This is a genomic window from Tardiphaga robiniae, assembly GCF_001618955.1.
Classification (GTDB): Bacteria; Pseudomonadota; Alphaproteobacteria; order Rhizobiales; family Xanthobacteraceae; genus Tardiphaga; species Tardiphaga robiniae_A.
Genome location: NZ_LVYV01000023.1, coordinates 39,657 through 58,160, shown reverse-complemented (window position 1 = coordinate 58,160; position 18,504 = coordinate 39,657). Strand labels below are relative to the sequence as shown.

The 18,504-nt window shown below is 62.6% G+C and carries 19 protein-coding genes; 8 read left to right on the top strand and 11 right to left on the bottom strand.

Annotated elements, in window-relative coordinates:
• Positions 1 to 61: 61 nt before the first annotated feature.
• Positions 62 to 1,216, top strand: a complete 1,155-nt coding sequence (locus A4A58_RS17860; protein WP_068735315.1) for an alpha/beta hydrolase — start codon at positions 62 to 64, stop codon at positions 1,214 to 1,216.
• A 195-nt stretch (positions 1,217 to 1,411) separates the two neighbouring features.
• The gene (locus A4A58_RS17855; protein WP_068734533.1) at positions 1,412 to 2,212 is read left to right on the top strand and encodes a phytanoyl-CoA dioxygenase family protein; all 801 of its coding nucleotides are present in this window, start codon (positions 1,412 to 1,414) and stop codon (positions 2,210 to 2,212) included.
• Between the two features lie 43 nt (positions 2,213 to 2,255).
• Here the strand turns inward: A4A58_RS17855 and A4A58_RS17850 are convergent, their stop codons facing one another.
• Positions 2,256 to 4,013, bottom strand: a complete 1,758-nt coding sequence (locus A4A58_RS17850; RefSeq protein WP_068734531.1) for an acyl-CoA dehydrogenase family protein — start codon at positions 4,011 to 4,013, stop codon at positions 2,256 to 2,258.
• 91 nt (positions 4,014 to 4,104) lie between these two features.
• Here A4A58_RS17850 and A4A58_RS17845 point away from each other — a divergent pair, with 91 nt between their 5' ends.
• Together A4A58_RS17845 and A4A58_RS17840 are read left to right on the top strand one after the other, a co-directional pair.
• On the top strand, positions 4,105 to 4,806 hold the full coding sequence (locus A4A58_RS17845; protein ID WP_068734530.1) for an SDR family NAD(P)-dependent oxidoreductase: 702 nt from the start codon (positions 4,105 to 4,107) through the stop codon (positions 4,804 to 4,806).
• A gap of 20 nt (positions 4,807 to 4,826) precedes the next feature.
• Entirely contained in the window at positions 4,827 to 5,660 is an 834-nt protein-coding gene (locus A4A58_RS17840) for an enoyl-CoA hydratase (protein WP_068734528.1), read from the top strand.
• Between the two features lie 6 nt (positions 5,661 to 5,666).
• On the opposite strand, the gene A4A58_RS17835 is transcribed toward A4A58_RS17840, so the two are convergent.
• Positions 5,667 to 6,575, bottom strand: a complete 909-nt coding sequence (locus A4A58_RS17835) for a LysR family transcriptional regulator (protein ID WP_068734526.1) — start codon at positions 6,573 to 6,575, stop codon at positions 5,667 to 5,669.
• Positions 6,576 to 6,695: 120 nt separating this feature from the next.
• Here A4A58_RS17835 and A4A58_RS17830 point away from each other — a divergent pair, with 120 nt between their 5' ends.
• The gene (locus A4A58_RS17830) at positions 6,696 to 7,535 is read left to right on the top strand and encodes an oxidoreductase (RefSeq protein ID WP_068734524.1); all 840 of its coding nucleotides are present in this window, start codon (positions 6,696 to 6,698) and stop codon (positions 7,533 to 7,535) included.
• Positions 7,536 to 7,643: 108 nt separating this feature from the next.
• Here A4A58_RS17830 and A4A58_RS17825 read toward each other — a convergent pair whose 3' ends face one another.
• Both A4A58_RS17825 and A4A58_RS17820 read right to left on the bottom strand, forming a co-directional pair.
• Complete coding sequence (locus tag A4A58_RS17825; protein ID WP_068734522.1) at positions 7,644 to 8,255, bottom strand: GNAT family N-acetyltransferase; 612 nt, start codon at positions 8,253 to 8,255, stop codon at positions 7,644 to 7,646.
• Positions 8,256 to 8,284: 29 nt separating this feature from the next.
• Positions 8,285 to 8,464, bottom strand: a complete 180-nt coding sequence (locus tag A4A58_RS17820; RefSeq protein WP_433993634.1) for a DUF1127 domain-containing protein — start codon at positions 8,462 to 8,464, stop codon at positions 8,285 to 8,287.
• Between the two features lie 159 nt (positions 8,465 to 8,623).
• Between A4A58_RS17820 and A4A58_RS17815 the strand changes: the two genes are divergently transcribed.
• From A4A58_RS17815 to A4A58_RS17805, 3 genes are all read left to right on the top strand, one after another.
• Positions 8,624 to 9,538 carry a transcriptional regulator GcvA gene (locus A4A58_RS17815; RefSeq protein WP_068734518.1) on the top strand — a complete coding sequence of 305 codons (915 nt, stop codon included), beginning with the start codon at positions 8,624 to 8,626 and terminating at the stop codon, positions 9,536 to 9,538.
• 86 nt (positions 9,539 to 9,624) lie between these two features.
• Entirely contained in the window at positions 9,625 to 10,596 is a 972-nt protein-coding gene (locus tag A4A58_RS17810) for an MBL fold metallo-hydrolase (protein WP_158005702.1), read from the top strand.
• Positions 10,593 to 11,081 (top strand): CinA family protein, encoded by a 489-nt coding sequence (locus A4A58_RS17805; protein WP_068734514.1) that lies wholly within the window; start codon positions 10,593 to 10,595, stop codon positions 11,079 to 11,081. Before A4A58_RS17810 ends, A4A58_RS17805 begins: the two co-directional genes overlap by 4 nt.
• A 7-nt stretch (positions 11,082 to 11,088) precedes the next feature.
• On the opposite strand, the gene A4A58_RS17800 is transcribed toward A4A58_RS17805, so the two are convergent.
• The 7 genes from A4A58_RS17800 to A4A58_RS17770 all read right to left on the bottom strand — a co-directional run bounded on the left by A4A58_RS17800 (position 11,089) and on the right by A4A58_RS17770 (position 18,443).
• The gene (locus A4A58_RS17800) at positions 11,089 to 12,066 is read right to left on the bottom strand and encodes an ABC transporter ATP-binding protein (RefSeq protein ID WP_068734512.1); all 978 of its coding nucleotides are present in this window, start codon (positions 12,064 to 12,066) and stop codon (positions 11,089 to 11,091) included.
• On the bottom strand, positions 12,063 to 13,478 hold the full coding sequence (locus tag A4A58_RS17795; protein ID WP_068734510.1) for an Asp-tRNA(Asn)/Glu-tRNA(Gln) amidotransferase GatCAB subunit A: 1,416 nt from the start codon (positions 13,476 to 13,478) through the stop codon (positions 12,063 to 12,065). Before A4A58_RS17795 ends, A4A58_RS17800 begins: the two co-directional genes overlap by 4 nt.
• Positions 13,475 to 13,672, bottom strand: coding sequence for a hypothetical protein (locus tag A4A58_RS17790; RefSeq protein ID WP_068734507.1), 198 nt, complete (start codon positions 13,670 to 13,672; stop codon positions 13,475 to 13,477). The genes A4A58_RS17795 and A4A58_RS17790 overlap by 4 nt, the downstream gene beginning before the upstream one ends.
• 1 nt (position 13,673) lies before the next feature.
• The gene (locus tag A4A58_RS17785) at positions 13,674 to 14,735 is read right to left on the bottom strand and encodes an ABC transporter ATP-binding protein (RefSeq protein ID WP_068734505.1); all 1,062 of its coding nucleotides are present in this window, start codon (positions 14,733 to 14,735) and stop codon (positions 13,674 to 13,676) included.
• 4 nt (positions 14,736 to 14,739) lie between these two features.
• Positions 14,740 to 15,618, bottom strand: coding sequence for an ABC transporter permease (locus A4A58_RS17780; protein ID WP_192855919.1), 879 nt, complete (start codon positions 15,616 to 15,618; stop codon positions 14,740 to 14,742).
• Positions 15,619 to 15,646: 28 nt separating this feature from the next.
• Positions 15,647 to 16,600 (bottom strand): ABC transporter permease, encoded by a 954-nt coding sequence (locus A4A58_RS17775; protein WP_068734501.1) that lies wholly within the window; start codon positions 16,598 to 16,600, stop codon positions 15,647 to 15,649.
• A 175-nt stretch (positions 16,601 to 16,775) separates the two neighbouring features.
• The gene (locus tag A4A58_RS17770) at positions 16,776 to 18,443 is read right to left on the bottom strand and encodes an ABC transporter substrate-binding protein (protein WP_068734499.1); all 1,668 of its coding nucleotides are present in this window, start codon (positions 18,441 to 18,443) and stop codon (positions 16,776 to 16,778) included.
• Positions 18,444 to 18,504 lie beyond the last annotated feature (61 nt).

Sequence of the window (18,504 nt, the reverse complement as noted above, 5' to 3'; positions counted from 1 at the left end):
GCTTGCGCTGGAGTGCACTCACGCTGCCGCACAAGTGCAGCATGGAGGCGACGTGACACCCATCGACCCCAACATTCTGCCGGCTGGAATTCGCTCGCGCTTTGTCGAGGACGTCAACGGTTTGCGCGTTCATGTGCTGGAGGCCGGCTTCGAAACCAAGGGCCGGCCCTGCGTCCTCCTCGTGCACGGCTTCCCCGAACTGGCCTTTAGCTGGCGCAAGGTGATGCCGCAGCTGGCCGCGGCCGGCTATCACGTCATTGCGCCCGATCAGCGCGGCTATGGCCGCACTACCGGATGGAGCGCCGATTATGATGGCGATCTGCGTCCCTTCAATCTGCTCAACCTCGTGCGTGATGCGGTCGGGCTGGTCGCAGCCTTCGGCTATCGCCATGTCGATGCGGTGGTCGGACATGACTACGGCAGCTCGGTTGCGGCCTGGTGCGCGCTGGTGCGGCCGGATGTCTTCAAATCCATCGTGCTGATGAGCGCGCCCTTCGCCGGGCCTCCGCCGCTGCCATTCGGTACCGCCGATCAGCCGGCTCCGCCAAAGACGGAAGATCCCGTGCATCGCGACCTCGTCCATCAGGACCTCGCCGCACTGCCGCGGCCGCGCATCCACTATCAGTGGTACTACGCCACACGCGATGCCAACGCTCATATGCAACATGCGCCGCAGGGCGTGCATGATTTCCTGCGCGCCTATTATCATCACAAGAGCGCGGACTGGCCAGGCAATACGCCGTATCCCCTGCAGGGATGGACGGCGAACGAACTTGCGAAACTGCCAACCTATTATGTGATGGACCGCGACCAGACCATGGCCGAGACCGTCGCCGCAGAGATGCCGACGCCGGAACAGATCGCGTCATGCGAATGGCTGCCAGACAACGAACTGGCCTTCTATGCCGGCGAGTATGCCCGCACGGGTTTCCAGGGCGGATTGCAGTGGTACCGCTGCAACACGACAGGCGCGTTCAACGCCGACTACGAGACCTTTGCCGGGCGCACCATCGATGTGCCCTCATGCTTCATCTCGGGCAAGCAAGACTGGGGCATCTATCAGCGGCCGCGCGCTATCGAGGCGATGCAGAAGACCGCCTGCACGGATATGCGCGCGGTCCATCTGATCGACGGCGCTGGCCATTGGGTGCAGCAGGAGCAGCCGGAAGAGGTCAGCCGTTTGCTGCTCGCGTTCCTGAAAACTGCAAATGCCTAATCGGGTTGACCGACGGGGATGGCAGTATTAAATTTCCAGGTATGAAGATGACGATCATTACGGCGTTCTTCCAAATCTGAGCCGGGCCCGTGGCCCCGCGGATTTGAACGCCATGCGCTCAAACCGAATTCCATGATGCGTGCCTGCTTGGCAGGGAGCGCATCCGGTTTGCCTGATCATTGAAAGTCTTCTGACATGCCTGACAACAATATCTCTACGCGCGCCCTCAGCGACGCGCAGCTGACGCAATTCGTCCATGACGGTTTCGTCAGGATCGATCACGCGTTCTCGCGCGACCTCGCAGAGGCCGGCCGCCCCCTCCTGTGGCGTGACACCGGTTGCGATCCGAGTGACAGCAACACATGGACGAAACCGGTGATCCGGCTCGACGATTATTCGCAGCCGCCCTTCGCAGCGGCAGCAAATACGCCGATGCTGCATCGCGCCTTCGATGAACTGGTCGGAACGGGCCGCTGGCTGCCACGTGGAAGTCTCGGCACCTTCCCGGTGCGGTTCCCTTCGCCTGAGGATCCCGGCGATGCCGGCTGGCACATCGATGTGTCATTCGGTCACGAGAACCCGGACTTCATGTCGTGGCGCGCCAACATCGTCTCGAAGGGACGCGCGCTGCTGATGCTGTTCCTGTTCTCGGATGTCGGCGCCGACGATGCGCCGACGCGAATTCGTGCAGGATCGCATCTGGATATCGCACGGCAACTTGCTCCGCACGGTAACGCCGGCCTGTCGCTCGGTGAACTTGCCGCCGACGGCTTTGCCGATAGCGCGCATCGGCCGGAAGTACTAGCTTTGGGAGAGGCTGGCACAGTCTATCTGTGCCACCCATTTCTGGTCCATGCGGCACAGCCGCATCGCGGAGCGGAGCCGCGCTTCATGGCACAACCACCGCTGTTGCCACGCGGCGATCTCGTGCTTGACCGCGATGACAAAGCGTATTCGCCGGTCGAGCAAGCGATCAGACTGGCACTTGCCGACTAGGTAAAATGGCTTCGGCGGCACGCGCCGCCGAAGCCAACCTCGTTCATGCCAGAACCAGCCGGCCGGCCTCCGCCATGCCGACATCGTGCTCGCCCAGTAGATGCGCGACGATCTGCTTCTGGGTTTCGCTTTCCACCAGCGCAAACGGATCTGGCGCCATCAGGCGATGATCGATGACGAGGCGCGACAAAAGCAGGCGCCGCGCATCGCCGCGTCGTGCGTGGATACGGTGCGCTTCCCATGTCATCGCGATGGCGCTGGCCACATGATACAGCGAGCTGGTTGCACGACGGGCATCACCTTCGTTATCCGACCGCGCGGCGACCTCACGCGCGAAGCCGATGGCACGGTCGGCGAGGCCGCGCAGCCGATTGCGCCATGCCTGCGGTACGCTCGGAGAATCGTCCAGCCGCGCATGCAAGTCGGCAGCAAGCGCAGCCTCGGCACCGTGCCGGCCCACCGCACGCGTCAGCGCATCGAGCGCAACGATATTGCCGGTGCCCTCCCAGATCGAGCCGAGATGGGCATCGCGCAGCAGCCGCGCGGTGGCGAATTCCTCGATGTAACCGACACCGCCGCGCATCTCCATCGCATCGCCGCAGACCTTGCGCGCGTCACGGGTGGCACGGAATTTCAGCGTCGGCGTCAGGATCCGCAGCAGCGCTGCAGCATCCTGACTGCCAGCTTCGGCACGGTCCAGCGCATCCGCCGTGAGGAAGCTCATCGACAACGCCTGCTCGGTCGCCACCATGATCTTCATCAATTGCCGCCGCGCCAGCGGCATGTCGATGATGCGCTGGCCGAACACGACACGGCCGCGCGCGACTGCCATCGCATCGTGACAGGCGCGGCGCATCAGCGAGGTCGACTTCACGCCATTCGACAGGCGCGACGAATTCACCATCTCGGCCATCTGCACGAAGCCGCGATCGAGCTTGCCAACGGCATATGCAATGGCGCCCTCAAGCTTGATCTCACCTGATGCCATCGACCGGGTGCCGAGCTTGTCCTTCAAGCGTACGATCCGGTAGTGATTGGGCGTACCGTCGTCGAGCGTCCGCGGCATCAGGAACAGGCCGACACCCTTGGTGCCGCCGACCGCGCCTTCCGGCCGCGCCAGCAGCATCACGACTTTCGCATCGGCATTGGAGCAGAACCACTTCTCGCCATGCAGCCGCCAGTGATCGCCCTCCTGCACGGCCGATGTCGTCAGCTTGCCGACGTCGGAGCCGCCTTCCTTCTCGGTCATGAACTGACCACCCTGGGTCAGCTTGCTCATGTCGGTCTGCGTCAGCCCGTCGAGATATTTCGCCTTGAGCGCATCGTCACCGTAATTCGACAGCAGTTTCGCAGCGCCATCGGTGACATTGATTGGACACCCCATGCCGAACTCGGCCTGATTGAACAGGAATGTAAAGGCGTGCTTGGCTGTCACCGGATAGGTCGAGGGCCAGCCCATGATCCCCTTGCGGTGCGACAGCGCGTGAATGCCAAACTCGCCGAAAGCTGCGTTCTCAAGCTCGCGATAGGCCGGGTGATATTCCACCCACTGCACGTCCTGGCCGAACTTGTCGCGCTGATGCAGCACTGGTCCATGCTTGTCGGCCATCCGCCCGGCTTCATCGAGCGGGCCACCGACAAGACCGCCCAGCCGATCGAGATGCGGTTCGATATGGTTGAACAAATCCTCCGGCAGATGAATACGCAGCAGATCGGTCAGCGCCGGATCGGCCCGGTAGAAATTCATGCCGGACGTATCGGGTGCGATCAGATTGGCGGCAATCTGGGCGTGGGCGTTCATGACGGCCTCTTGTGTTTGGCAGTTGCGTTTCCATCTTCATCATGCGCCTGCCGCGCCAGCGAATAAAGTGCCCCAGCCGGAGATTTGATCCATGGAAATTCCGCATTACGAAACCGCTTTGATCGTCGGCGTCGGTGAGGGCATCAGCGCATCGCTGGCGAGGCTGCTGTCCAAACAGGGCATCCGCGTCGCACTCGCCGCCCGCAATCCCGGCAAGCTGGATGCGCTGTGCCAGGAGACCGGCGCCAAGGCTTTTGCCTGCGACGCGACCCAGGCCGGAGATGTCGCCAAACTGTTTGCAGATGTCGAACGCCAGATCGGCGCACCCGATATCGTCGTCTACAACGCCAGCCAGCGCGCCCGCGGGCCTTTCATCGAGCTCGCACCTCCCGATGTTGCACAATCCATCGCTGTTAGCGCCTTCGGCGGATTTCTGGTCGCGCAACAGGCATTGCAGCGCATGTTGCCCAACAAGCACGGTGCCATCCTGTTCACTGGTGCCTCGGCGAGCATCAAGGGATTCGCGCAGTCTGCACCCTTCGCAATGGGGAAGTTCGCGCTGCGCGGCATGGCACAGTCGCTGGCCCGCGAGTTTGCGCCACAGGGCATTCACATCGCCCACTTTGTCATCGATGGCGGTATTCGCAGTTCAGTCCGCGTTGAGCCAGCGGACAGGCCGGACTCGATGCTCGACCCCGATGCCATCGCCATGAATTACTGGAACGTGCTACAGCAGCCCCGCAGCGCATGGAGTTCGGAGCTTGAAATCCGTCCATGGGTCGAGAAATTCTGACGCGAAACAGGGCGAGACACATGAGCGAAGCCGTAAAGGTCATCGACACCGGCACCAGTGAGCTGCTGTGCGAGATCCGCGAGCGCGTTGCCGTCATCACCCTGAACCGGCCGGAAGCGCGCAACTCGCTGTCGGACCATCTCACGCCCGCATTGCGCACAATGATCCGCACCTGCGGCGAAAATCCCGATGTCGGCGCGCTCCTGATTACCGGCGCCGGCACGGCCTTCTGCTCCGGCGGAGATGTGAAGGGCATGGGTGCGCATCGCAAGCAGGCGGTGCTGGAGATGTCGTTCGACGAGCGTGTCGCCGATCTGCAGGAGCGTCAGCGCCTGCTGACCGGTGCCCTCGTTGCCGTGCGCAAGCCGACCATTGCCGCCCTGCCCGGCCCCGCTGCGGGTGCGGGCCTCGCCATTGCCATGGCCTGCGATATCCGCATCGCCGCGCAATCGGCTTTCGTCTCGACAGGTTATCTGCGCGTCGGTCTCAGCGGCGATTACGGCATCGCCTGGCTGTTAACGCGTCTTGTCGGCACAGCCCGCGCACGCGAGCTGATGTTCACTGCCGAAAAAGTCGAGGCAAGCCGCGCCGAAGCCATCGGATTGTTCAACCGCGTGGTGCCCGACGACAGGCTGCAGGACGAGGCTTTCGCACTGGCGCGCGGCTTGGCGCAGGGGCCGACGCTGGCGCTGCGCTACATGAAGGACAATCTCGACGAAGCACTCGCCTTCGATTTTGCGACGGCGCGGGATCATGAGGCCGAGCGGTTGATCCGCACCACCATGACGGCGGATCATCGCGAGGCGGTGCAAGCCTTCATCGAGAAGCGCAAGCCAAACTTCACGGGCAACTGAAGCGCATCAGGCCTTCAGCTTCGCCAAAGCCGGCGTCCTGGCAAAATCGACGAAGGCCCGCAATGCCGCCGGCAGTTGTCGGCGGCTGGGATAATACATGAAGAAGCCGGGATAGGCCGGACACCAGTCGGCGAGGACTCGAACAAGCTTTCGCTTGGCGATCAACTCCTCGACCTGCCCTTCGAACACGTAAGCCAGTCCGGCTCCGTCCAGCGCGGCGTCCACCATCAGGTCCTGATCGTTCAAGGTGAGCACACCCGCGACGTCGATCTCGACCTCAATGCCGCCGCGCTCGAATTCCCAACGATAGAGCGCACCGCCCCAGAATCGATAGCGGATACATGGCAGGTCTTTCAGCTCGTGCGGCGTCTGCGGTGGCTTGTGCTGCTTGAGGAAGCCGGGTGACGCAACGACGGCCGATCGCTGCCGCGGGCCGATCGGCACCGCGATCATGTCCGCTGCGACGGTTTCGCCGAAGCGAATGCCAGCGTCGAAGCCGGCAGAGACCATGTCGACAAGACCGTCATTCACGGCAATCTCGACATTGATCTCCGGATAGGCTTTCAGGAATCGCGTGACGATCGGCAGCAGCACGAGCTGTGCCGATTGCCGGGCGGCGTTGAAGCGCAACGTCCCCGCCGGCTTGCCGCGAAAATGATTGAGGTCCTCCAGCGCATCATTGATGTCCTGAAACGCCGGACTGACCCGTGCGAACAGCCGCTCTCCCGCTTCCGTCAGCGCGACACTGCGGGTGGTGCGATTGACCAGCCGGATATCCAGCCGCTCCTCGATGCCACGCAAGGCATGGCTCAATGCCGAAGCAGATACGCCAAGTTCGACGGCGGCATTGCGAAAGCTGCGATGCCGGGCAATCGCCAGAAAGGTCACGAAGTCGGCCGGGCCGATCAGGCTCATTGTTGAATCCAGCTCATGAACACATGGAACAAATAGAGGATTATTTCAGTTCTGGCGAGCCGCTAGTTTCCTCCCATCAGCCCGGCACTGACGCGGGGCCATTACGAAAGGGAGACCATCATGCGTGTCTGGTTCATCACAGGAGCGTCCCGCGGTTTCGGCGCCCTCATTGCGGCGGAAGCTTTGGCCCAGGGCGATGCCGTCGTTGCAACGGCCCGCGATCCCAATGCTGTCACCGCACGTCTCGGCACCCATGAGCGCCTGCTGGCGACGCGGCTCGATGTCACCAGCGAGACCGAGGCCCATGAGGCCGCAGGTCAGGCTGTAAAGAAATTCGGCCGCATCGATGTGCTGGTCAACAATGCCGGTTATGGCCTGCTCGGCGCGATCGAGGAAGCCAGCGCCAAGGAAGTCGAACGCCTCTATGCCACCAACGTGTTCGGCCTGCTCGGCGTCACCCGCGCGGTACTGCCGCATATGCGCCGGCAGGGCTCGGGTCACATCATGAACGTGTCATCCGTCGGCGGATATGCAGGCTTTCCGGGCTGGGGCGTCTATGGCTCGACCAAGTTCGCGGTCGAAGGCATCAGTGAAGCACTGGCCGCCGAAGTCGCGCCACTCGGCATCCATGTGACCGTGGTCGAACCCGGCTTCTTCCGCACGGATTTCCTGGATGACAACTCGCTGGTGCGTACCGCGTTGGAGATCGGCGACTATCACGCCACGGTGGGCAAGACCCGCGGTCACGCCGCCGACGTCAATCATGCGCAGCCCGGCGATCCCAGCAAGCTGGCGAAGGCCTTCATGCAGCTTGCGGCTGCCAAGACTCCTCCGGTCCGTCTGCCGCTCGGCAGCGACACGGTTGCGCGGATTGAGAGCAAGCATGCTTTTGTCGAAAAGGAACTGGCTGCGTGGCGCGACGTGGCCACATCGACAGACTTCGCGAAAGGGACGGCATAGGCGCCGTCTTCAGGACACGCAGATGCGACGAAGCAATCCTGAGCTAGAGAGGGATTGAATTGCTTCGTCGCATCATACCTTGCCTGAACGTGGCGAGTGTTGCCGCGCTTAGGCAAGTATCGGCTGCAGGGATTGCGCTGCGAGGCGCCAGACCGCACATGGGTTTGCGGTTGGCACCGTATCGATCTGCTTTACGAAGCGCACCTGCTTCCAATCGCCTGGCGTCGGCGCGAATGTGAAGCCGGCCTTGCGGGCCAGTGCGAGCATTGCCTCGTTTGAGCGCAATGTATCTCCGAAGAGCTGGTCGGCTCCGAGCGCCGCAGCACGGCATTCCAAATTGGACATGAGTGCCACGCCGATGCCCTGCCCTTGCATGGAATCGGCCACGGACAGGCCCAGTTCGAAACGGGACGTCGCTTCATCGAATGCGTAGCGGGCTTCGCCGACAATGGTCTCTGAGCCATCGCGCGAGACCGTCGCGACGACAGAGAAGCTGTCGGCCTCGCCGACATGAATGAACTTGTCGAGCTGCGCCGCCGGCAATTCGCTGGCGGCGCCCATCAGGCGATTGTAGCGCGACCGGACCGACAGGCCACGGAAATAGGCCTGGAGTGCGTCCGCATCGGCAAGTTCAACGAATCGAACCGTCACCGCAGCGCCGCTGCGTGACAACACCACATCGGAATACTGACCGAGGTCATCGAGGTTGAGATGTTGCATGACAGTTGCTCCCGAACGATCGGATCGTCCTATGCACGCCAGAACGGCTTGCTGGCTTCAGCCATCACGTCCCCCACCGAAAGGCCGGCATCGTGGATGTCACGCTCGCTCCAATGCACCAGTTCGCGGCGTTGATGGGCGCGCTCGCGCCAGACGTCGAACGTCTCGGCGATGGCCGCCAAGCTGAGCGGAGCATGATGATTTGTCATCGATTCACGGGTGCAAGTAGACATTTTGCTCTCCTGAAGCTAAGTTTATGGAGGAAATATCGGCTTCATTCTCACATTGCACAAACGACATTGTGCACCGCGTCACATGAGACAAACTCATGGATAGGAAGTGGGGTTGAATCGCCAGGGAGAGCGTGGATGAGCACCCGGTTGCCGTCACTCAACGGGCTGCGCGCCTTCGAAGCCGCCGCACGCCATCTGAGCTTCACCAATGCGGCGAGCGAGTTGAACGTCACGCAGACGGCGATCAGCCATCAGATCAAGCGGCTGGAAGAAGAGCTTGGTCTCAAACTGTTTATTCGGCAGAACCGCGCGCTCGCGCTCACCCCGCAAGGACACGACTATCTGCCGGGCGTGCGCGCGGCTTTCAACGATCTGCGTCTTGCCACAGACCGGCTCAAGCGACGAGACAACGACCACGTACTGACCGTGAGCACTCTGGCATCGATGGCGTCGAAATGGCTCCTGCCGCGCATCTCGATGTTCCAAAAAGCCCATCCCGATATCGATGTGCGTATCACGACGTCGACCAGCATGGTCGATTTCAAGGGCGGCGATGTCGATGCGGCGATCCGCTACGGCCGCGGCCAATGGCCTGGCCTCCGCGCCGACTGGCTGACGGCGGATGATCTGTTTCCGGTGTGCAGCCCGGCGCTCCGCACCGGAAAGAAGGCGCTGCTGAAGCCGCAGGATCTCGCGGACTATACGCTGCTGCATTCGAGCGGCGGCTATGACGATGATTGGCGGCTCTGGCTCACCGCCGCCGGATTGCCGGCCGATATTTCGAAACAGCCCGGCCTGACCTTCGACATGATCTTCATGACCCTGCAGGCAGCGATCGACGGCCTCGGCGTCGCGATCGGCCGCACCACCTATGTGGAGGGCGATCTCGCCAAGGGCCGGCTGGTGGTGCCCTTCGACATGCGCATGCCCGCCGATGCCGGGTTCTATCTGGTGTCTCCCGAAGCGTCGTCGGATTCGCGGAAACTGAAGGCCTTTCGCGACTGGCTGCTCTCCCAGGTCCCGCCGGAACGTGACCGTTCTGGCCGCTGATCGGCATTGTCGACATCACGTGTTCGCGAGCAGATCGCGATCCGAAACATGCTAGAAGTCTGGCCTGTTTCGGAATGGAGCTTGCGATGAATCGGACGACACTGGCCGCGGTTTTCACCCTTCTGGCGCTGGCGCCTGCGCTCGCACAGCAGGCGTCCACACCGCCGGCAGCACCGCCACCGCCCGACTTCTCAAAGGTCGAGATCAAGACCACCGACCTCGGTGACGGCGTCTACATGCTCGAAGGCCAGGGCGGCAACATGACGCTGGCCACGGCCAAATCGGGCGCCATCCTCGTCGACAGCCAATTCGCGCCGCTGCACGACAAGATCAAGGCGGCCATCGCCGCGGTGACGCCGCAGCCGGTCAAGTATCTCGTCAACACGCATTTCCACGGCGACCATACTGGCGGCAACGAGGCCTTTGCCAACGAAGGCGCGACCATCGTCGCCAACGTCAAGGTCAGAACCCGCCTGAAAAAAGGCACCACGAATTTCCTGACCGGCGCACAGAATCCACCTGCGCCGAAGGCGGCGCTGCCGACTAACACTTACACACATCAGCTCAAGCTCAGCCTGCGCGGCCGCATCGCCGAACTGCGCCATCCCGACAACGCGCATACCGATGGCGACACCTATGTCTACTTCAAGAGCGCCAATGTCATTGCGACCGGTGATACATTAACCAATGGCCGCTATCCCAACATCGACGTCCTCAACGGCGGCAATATCAAGGGGATGATCGCAGCGACCGACGCCTATCTGAAACTGACGAACGACAACACCAAGATCGTTCCCGGCCACGGGCCGCTCGCGAACAAGGCTGCGCTGGTCGACTATCGCACCATGCTGGTGACGGCGCGCGATCGCATGGCCAAACTGATCAAGGACGGCAAGACCGAGGATGAGGTCCTGGCGGCCAAGCCATTTGCCGATCTCGACGCCAAATGGGCCCCGAACGAAACGGCCAGCAAGAATTTTATTCGCGCTGTCTATGGATCACTGGCGAAGAAGCCGTGGATCAGGCCTTGGTCAAAACCTTGGGGGAAGAAGTCATGAGAGATCTCATCCCCCTCGCCGAGAAGATCGCCATTGAGCTGATCGCACGCAAGCAAACCATCGGCATAGCTGAATCCTCGACCGGCGGCTTGATCTCCGCCGCGCTGCTCGCAGTGCCCGGCGCCTCCGCCTATTTCATCGGCGGCGGCGTGATCTATACGCGCGATGCTAGGCGCGTATTGATGGATATTTCCGATGACGCGTTTAGGATACCGGGCATGCGCTCATCTTCAGAGCCCTACGCACAACTGCTGGCGACTCAGATCCGCACCCGCCTCGGCTGTGACTGGGGCTTGTCGGAAACTGGCGCAACCGGCCCCTCCGGCAATCGCTATGGCGATGCCGCCGGCCATAGCTGCATGGCAGTCGCCGGCCCGCGAAACGAAGTCATGACGCTGGAGACCGGCAGCAACGACCGGTCGGGCAACATGCACAGTTTCGCGCAGACGGCGCTGACGTTCCTGCTGAAGAATTTGGCGGGGTAGGACGGCGTCAGGCCGGCACTGCCGCCTGCTCCGCCAAAATACACCGCACCACACGATTGTCGGCGAGTTCGACATTCGGCGGCGGCGCCTCGACGCAACGCGGCTGGGCGAATTTGCAGCGCGGCGCGAAGGAGCAATTCACCGGCGGCTTGTCGAGCGACGGCGGCGTACCGGGAATGGTCTCCAGCCGTGCCCCGCGCTTGGCGCCGTGCACGGTGGAAGCCAACAGCCCCTGCGGATAGGGATGCACGGCCGAGCGGACGATCTGGCTCAGCGTGCCCTGTTCGACGATCTGGCCGGCATACATCACGGCGACGCGATCGCAGATCTCGATGGCAACGCCAATATCGTGCGTGACGAAGATGATCGACATGCCGAACTCGCGCTGCAGCTCGCGCAGCAGCAACAGGATCTGGATCTGCACGGTGGCATCGAGCGCGGTGGTCGGCTCGTCCGCGAGCAGGATCTTCGGCTTGCACGCCAAGGCCAGCGCGATCATCGCGCGCTGCCGCATGCCACCGGACATCTCGTGCGGATAGGCATCGAGGCGACGCTTGGCGGAGGGAATGCGTACGACCTCGAGCATTTCGAGCGCGCGCTTCACGCCCTCGGCCTGACTCTTGCCCTCGTGACGCATCACGCTTTCGGCAATCTGCTGGCCGATCGTATAGACGGGGTCCAGCGCCAGCGCCGGCTCCTGGAAGATCATCGACACTGTCTGGCCGCGAAATGCCGAGAGTTCGTCATCGTCGAGCACCAACACATCCTTGCCGAGCACGTTCACCGTGCCGTTGATCTGCGTGCGCTTCTTCGGCAGCAATCGCATCAGTGCACGCAAGGTGACGCTCTTGCCCGACCCGGACTCGCCGAGGAGACCGAGCACTTCGCCCTCGCCGAGCGTGAGATTGAGATCGTTCACCGCATAGACGGTGCGTTCGCCGCCGAACCGGACGTTGAGATTGCGAACCTCGACGAGATTACTCATGCCAACTCCGGACACTGCTTGTGGAAGTCCGTGGCGCGCTGGAATGCGGCACCGACGGTCAGCAGCGTCGATTCATCGAACGGCCGACCGATCAGTTGCATGCCCACCGGGAGCTTCGCCTTGGTGAAGCCGGCCGGGATCGAGAGACCGGGCAGACCGAGATAGTTGATCGGACGCGTAAAGCGCGTCAGCCGCTGGATCATCGCTTCGGCGCCCGAGCTGTTGCCGACATCGGTCTCGGCAATGGTCGGAGCTGCCCCGGGCGAGACCGGAGCGAGCACGGCATCAGTGCCGGTCACGGCGGCGAGATAGGCCGCCAGCGCCGGACCACGCCAGCGCAGCGCCTCGATATAGGACACGCCGGTGATGGCGAGGCCGTTTTGCAGCCGCATCAGCACCTGCGCACCGTAATCCTGCGGGCGCTCGATCATCCAGCGCTTGTGCATCGCCGCGGCTTCCGTCGCGAGTACGAACTGGCACGCCGCCGTGAGCTGGCCCTGATTGGGCAGATCGACTTCAACGATCTTGATGCCTTCATCCTTTAGCGTCGCAATGGTATTCTGCAGAATGGCAGCCGTGTCGGCGTCGAGATCGTCGACATAGAACGCCTTGGGAATGCCGACGGTCATGCCTTTGGCAGACGCACGCGTCGCCGCCATGTAGTCCGGCACAGGGCGCATGCTTGTGGTCGGATCGAGCGGATCGGCGCCGGCCATCAGGCCGGTCACGAGCGCGCAATCTTCCACGGTACGCGCCAGCGGGCCGACCGTATCAAGCGATTGCGACAACGGCATCGCGCCGGCGCGACTGACCAGACCGACGGTCGTTTTCAAACCGGAGACGCCGCAGAAATGCGCCGGCAGCCGGATCGATCCGCCGGTGTCGGAGCCCAGCGCCGCAAATGTGAGACGCGCCGCCACAGCGGAGCCAGAACCCGACGATGACCCGCCGGTGACGTGATCGACATGCCACGGGTTATGCACGGCGCCGTAATGCACGTTATGACCGAGCGGACCGTAGGCGAATTCGACCATCTGCAGCGAACCGAGCCGCACGGTACCAGCGTCTTTCAGGCGCTGCAGCGATGTCGCCGTGGTAGTCGCAACCCAGTTGCGGCGAATATGCGAGCCGCAGGTCACGACGTGCCCTTCGTCGTAATACATGTCCTTGTGCGCCAGCGGTACGCCATGCAGCACGCCACGGCTCTGCCCCTTGGCGAGCGCGGCATCGGCCGCGTCCGCCGCCGTCAGCGCTGCATCGGCCTCGATCGACATATAGGCGTTGAGACTCGGCTGCGATTTCACGGCGCGATCGAGGCACGACTGCGTGGCGTCGCGCGACGAAATCTTCTTCGTGGCGATAGCGTCGGCGACTTCCGTCAGCGACAGCAATGCGGGTTCGGTGACGCTCATTTGGCAACCTTCGTATTCTGAACAGCGAGGAAGGTTGCGGGCTCGAGATCGAACGGCAAGGTGCCCGCTACGGCAGCGAAGCCTTCAAAAGCAGGACCAATCGAATTGGCGATGCGCTCGGCAACCTCGTCGGATGCGGGAAGGCCGCTGACTTCGGTCAGCGCCTTGATCTGCCTGGCAGTCGGTTTGGTCATGTCAGTGCACTCCTGCGGCAGGTGCTTTGCTGTGTCCCGAACCCGGGATCGCCATGTAACAGGCAGCCTGATGGCCAGTCACCGTGATTTCAGTCAGTTTCGGCGTCGCCTCGCCGCACATCGCTTCCGCGAACGGGCAGCGTGTGTGGAAGCGACAACCGGACGGTGGATCGATCGGATTCGGCGGATCACCGGTGATCGGCGGCGTTTCCGTGCGCTTGTCGGGATCGGATGACGGCATCGCGGCGAGCAATGCGCGCGTATAGGGATGCGCCGGCCCGTCCCAGACCTCGTCCACCGGGCCGAGTTCAACGACCTCGCCGAGATACATCACCAGCACGCGGTCGGAGATGTAACGCACCACGTTGAGATCGTGGCTGATGAACAGATAGGTCAGGCCGAATTCGCGCTTGAGATCGACCAGCAGGTTGAGCACCTGCGCCTCGACCGACTTGTCGAGCGCCGAGACCGCCTCGTCGAGAATGACGAGACGCGGCGATAGCGCCAGCGCACGCGCGATGTTGACGCGCTGACGCTGGCCGCCGGAGACTTCATGCGGATAGCGATTGGCAAAGGTTTCAGGCCGCAAGCCGACCTTGCCGAGCAGCTCACGTGCCAGCAGCCGTGCGGCTTTGTCTGCCATGCCGTGGACCTTCGGCCCAAAGGCGATCGATTCCTCGATGGTCAGGCGCGGATTGAGCGAGGCATAGCTGTCCTGAAACACCATCTGCATGCCGCGGCGCAGCTCGCGCAACGAGAGTTCGCGCCCGACAGTGCGGCCATCATAGATGATGTCGCCCGAGTTGCGCGGCATCAGATGCATCAGCAGCCGCGCCGTCGTCGACTTGCCGCAGCCGGACTCGCCAACGATGCCGACGGTTTCGCCCTTGGCGATGGCGAAGGACACATCGTCCACGGCGCGTACGGTCTTGCTCGGCGCGAACAATCCGCCGCGCACCGGGAAGTGCTTGGTCAGGCTGATCACCTGCAACAGCGGCTGTGCAACACCGCCGATGTCTTCCAGCGGCTCCAACTTGTCGATTTCTTCTACAATATCACTCATGCCATCAGTTCCGGATATCCATGGCACTGCGCATGCCGTCGCTCAGCAGATTGAAACAGATCGACACCGCGAAGATCATCGCACCAGGGAGTGCTGCCACCCACGGATTGACATAGATCGCGGTACGCAGCGTGTTCAGCATCAGGCCCCATTCCGGCTCCGGCGGCTTGGTGCCGAGGCCGAGAAACGACAGACCGGCGGCGAGGATCATCGACACCGAGATCAGCCCTGTCGCGTAGACGAAGATGGAGCCCAGCACGTTGCCGAGCATGTGCACCCGCATGATGGTGAAGGCGTTCGCGCCGGAGGCACGCGCGGCTTCCACATAGTCCATGTTGCGCACGCCGGTCGTGACGCTCTCGGCGACGCGCGTGATCTGCGGCACGAAGACGATCGTCAACGACACAATCGAGTTCAGAATGCCTGCACCCAGCGCGCCGGAAATCGCAATGGCCAGCAATACCGACGGGAACGCGTAGAACACGTCGACGGTACGCATGATTGCGGTATTGAGCTTCCCGCCGACATAGCCGGCCACAACGCCAAGCCCCGTCCCGATGAAGAAGGCAAGGATCACCGGCAGGATGCCGATCAGCAGCGACAGTCGCCCGCCATAGATCAGGCGCGCCAGCATATCGCGGCCGAGTTCGTCGGTGCCGAGCGGATAATTGGGTGTGCCGATGAAACGCAAACGGCGGATCATCGAGCCCTGATAGGGATCTGCGAGATGCAGATAGGGCGCAAAGATCGCCGCCAGGAAGATCAGCAGCAGAATGAACGCGCAGGCCATGCTGACCTTGTCGCGCACGATGCGGCGGCCGACCGTGGCCCAATAGCCGCGGGCCTTGGTGGCAGGCGCCGCCTGCAATGCGGTGTCGGTCATCGTGGTCATGAGAGGATATCCAGCATGGTCAGCTCCGCTTGATGCGCGGATCGATCGACGCCTGCGCGATATCGACCAGAAGATTGAGGAACACGAAGAACAGCGCCAGCACCAGGATCGTGCCCTGCAGCAGCGGCAGGTCGCGCTGGAAGATCGCGGAGTTCAAAAGAAGCCCCGAGCCGGGCCACGAGAACACGGTTTCGATCAGGATCGAACCGCCGAGCATATAGCCGAGCTGCAGGCCCATCACCGCCAGCGCCGTCGGCGCCGCATTCTTGATGACGTGACGAAACACCTTGGTTTCCTGCAGGCCTTTGGCGCGCAGCGCTTCGACGAAATCCTGCGACAGGATATCGCCGGTGAGCGCACGTACCGTGCGGGTCACGATGCCCATCGGAATGACCGAGGTCGTAATCGCCGGCAGCACGAGATATTTGATGTGTTCCCAGTCCCAGGCCCACGAGCCAGAACCGCCCGGCCCAGCGCCGACCGCAGGCAGCCAGTTGAGCTGTACCGAGAAAATGATGACCAGCACCATGCCGAGCCAGTAATGCGGCACGGAGACGCCGGCGATGGCGATCGAGGTCGCAACCTTGTCGACCCAGGTATCACGGAAGTAGCCGGCGATCAGGCCGAAGAACAAACCGAGCGTGAAACCGATGGCGGCCGCCGCGATGGCCAGCGTCACGGTGTTACCGACCGCCTTCAACACTTCAGCCAGAACGGGACGTCCGGTGGCGATCGACGCGCCGAGATCGCCGTGTAGCGCGCGCCACAGCCACAGGCCGAACTGCACCGGCAGCGGACGATCGAAGCCGTAAGCGACGCGCAGTTGCTGCGCCAGCTCCTGCGATGCGTCAGCGGGAAGAATGGCAACGAGAGGATCGCCGGGCGTGATGTGCACCAGCAGGAAACACACCAGCGCCACGCTTAGGACGATAGGAATCACATAGACGACGCGTCGCGCGATGTAGACGAACACTGATCACCTTCGGTTCAGAAACTCTGCCCCCTCGTTCGTCATGCCCGGGCTTGACCCGGGCATCCACGTCTTTGCAGCGAAGAAGGCGTGGATGGCCGGGTCAAGCCCGGCCATGACGTGGAGAGGTTCGTGTGAATATCGGCTGCACAATGTGCGGCCGATATTCACTTGTTGCTTACGGCGTGATCGACACCGGCGAGAAGTCGACGAACCAGCTCTTCGGCTGCACGAAGCCCTTGATCTTCGGGCTCAGCGCACGCGGGCCGACGTCATGGGCCACGTAGAGGAAGGCTGCGTCGTCGACCGAAGCCGCGTGAAGCTCGGCCAGAGCCGCATCACGTGCCGTCGCATCGAAGGTGGTGCGTGCCTTGGTCACGAGTTCATCGAACTTCGGATTGTTGATGAAGCCCCAGTTGTTCGAGACCGGCGGCGCCATCGACGACTGCAGGAAGCGCACCAGCGCGAAGAACGGATCCATCGCCGCATAGGTGACGTTGGTGGAGTTGGAGCCATTCGCCGAGGGATCCTTGACGCCGCGGCGCCAGTTGGTGAACAGCGTATTCCATTCGATGACGTCGAGCTTGACGTCGAAGTAGCACTCCGCCAGCGCCTGCTGCAGATATTCGTTCATCGGCAGCGGCAGCATCTGACCGGAGCCGGACGCCGAGGTCTGCGTCTTCACTTCGAGCTTCTTGGTGGGACCGTAACCGGCTTCCTTCATCAACGCTTGCGCGGCCTTCAGATCATACTTGATCTCGAAAGTCGGCTTGCCGCGCCAGGGGTGGCCGGGCTCGAAGGTGCCGGTCGCCGGCACCATCAGGCCGGCGAGCAGACCGTCCTTCAGACCTTCGCGATCGATGCAGAGATTGGCAGCCTTGCGGACGCGGATATCGTTCCACGGCGAGCCTTCGACGCGCGAGAACTGCCACGGCCAGACATGAGGCTGCTCGTTCTTCTCGATCTTGAAGCCGCGTGCGGTGATTTCCTTGACGGCGTCAGGCGCCGGTGCCTCGACCCAGTCGACCTGACCGGACAGCAGTGCCGCAGTACGGGCATTGGCTTCCGGCATTGGCAGCAACACCATCTTGTCGGTCTTCGGAACGCGGTCCTTGTTCCAGTAGGCGTCGTTCTTCACCAGTTCGAGACGCTCGCGCGGCGTGAACTTCGACATCTTCCACGGGCCGGTGCCGGAGGCTTCGCGCGCGAAGGCCGCCCATGCAGCCTGCGACTTGGCCTTGGCATCGGCGCCTTCGGCCTTGTCGAACAGCGCCTGCCACTTGGTGGGGCTCGCCATAAAGAGGTTGGTGAGATTGATCGGCAGGAAGGAGTCCGGCTCCTTCGTGGTCAGTTCGACGGTCATGTCGTCGATCTTCTTCGCCGACACCAGGGTCGGCATGCGCGAGGCGGTCACACCGACCTGGCTGGCATCGAACTGGACTGCATCTTGTTTGAGCACCTTGTCCACATTCCAGACCACGGCATCCGCATTGAAGGCCGAACCGTCGTGGAAAGTGACGCCGGGACGCAGTTTGAAGGTCCATTTCTTCTTGTCAGCGTCGTCCACTGCCCACTCGGTGGCGAGCGCGGGAATGACAACGCTCGCTTTGGTCGCCGACGACAGATCCCAGCCGGTCAGGCCGTCATACATCGTGTTGCCAGTGAAACGATTGCCTTCGAAGCCCTGATCGGGCTGGCCGAGCGTGCGCGGAATATCGGCAGCGGTCATGCCGATGCGCAGCACCGTTTCGGCGCGCGCCACCTGTGGCAAGGTCAGGGCCGTGGCGAGCGTCAGCAAGGTGATTGCTGTCGCGAGACGGCTCTTTGTCGGCTTTTCGATACGCATCGTAATCAGTCCCTCTTGGCTTTGGATGACACGTTGGCTTCCGCCAGTGTTGGCTTGTTCT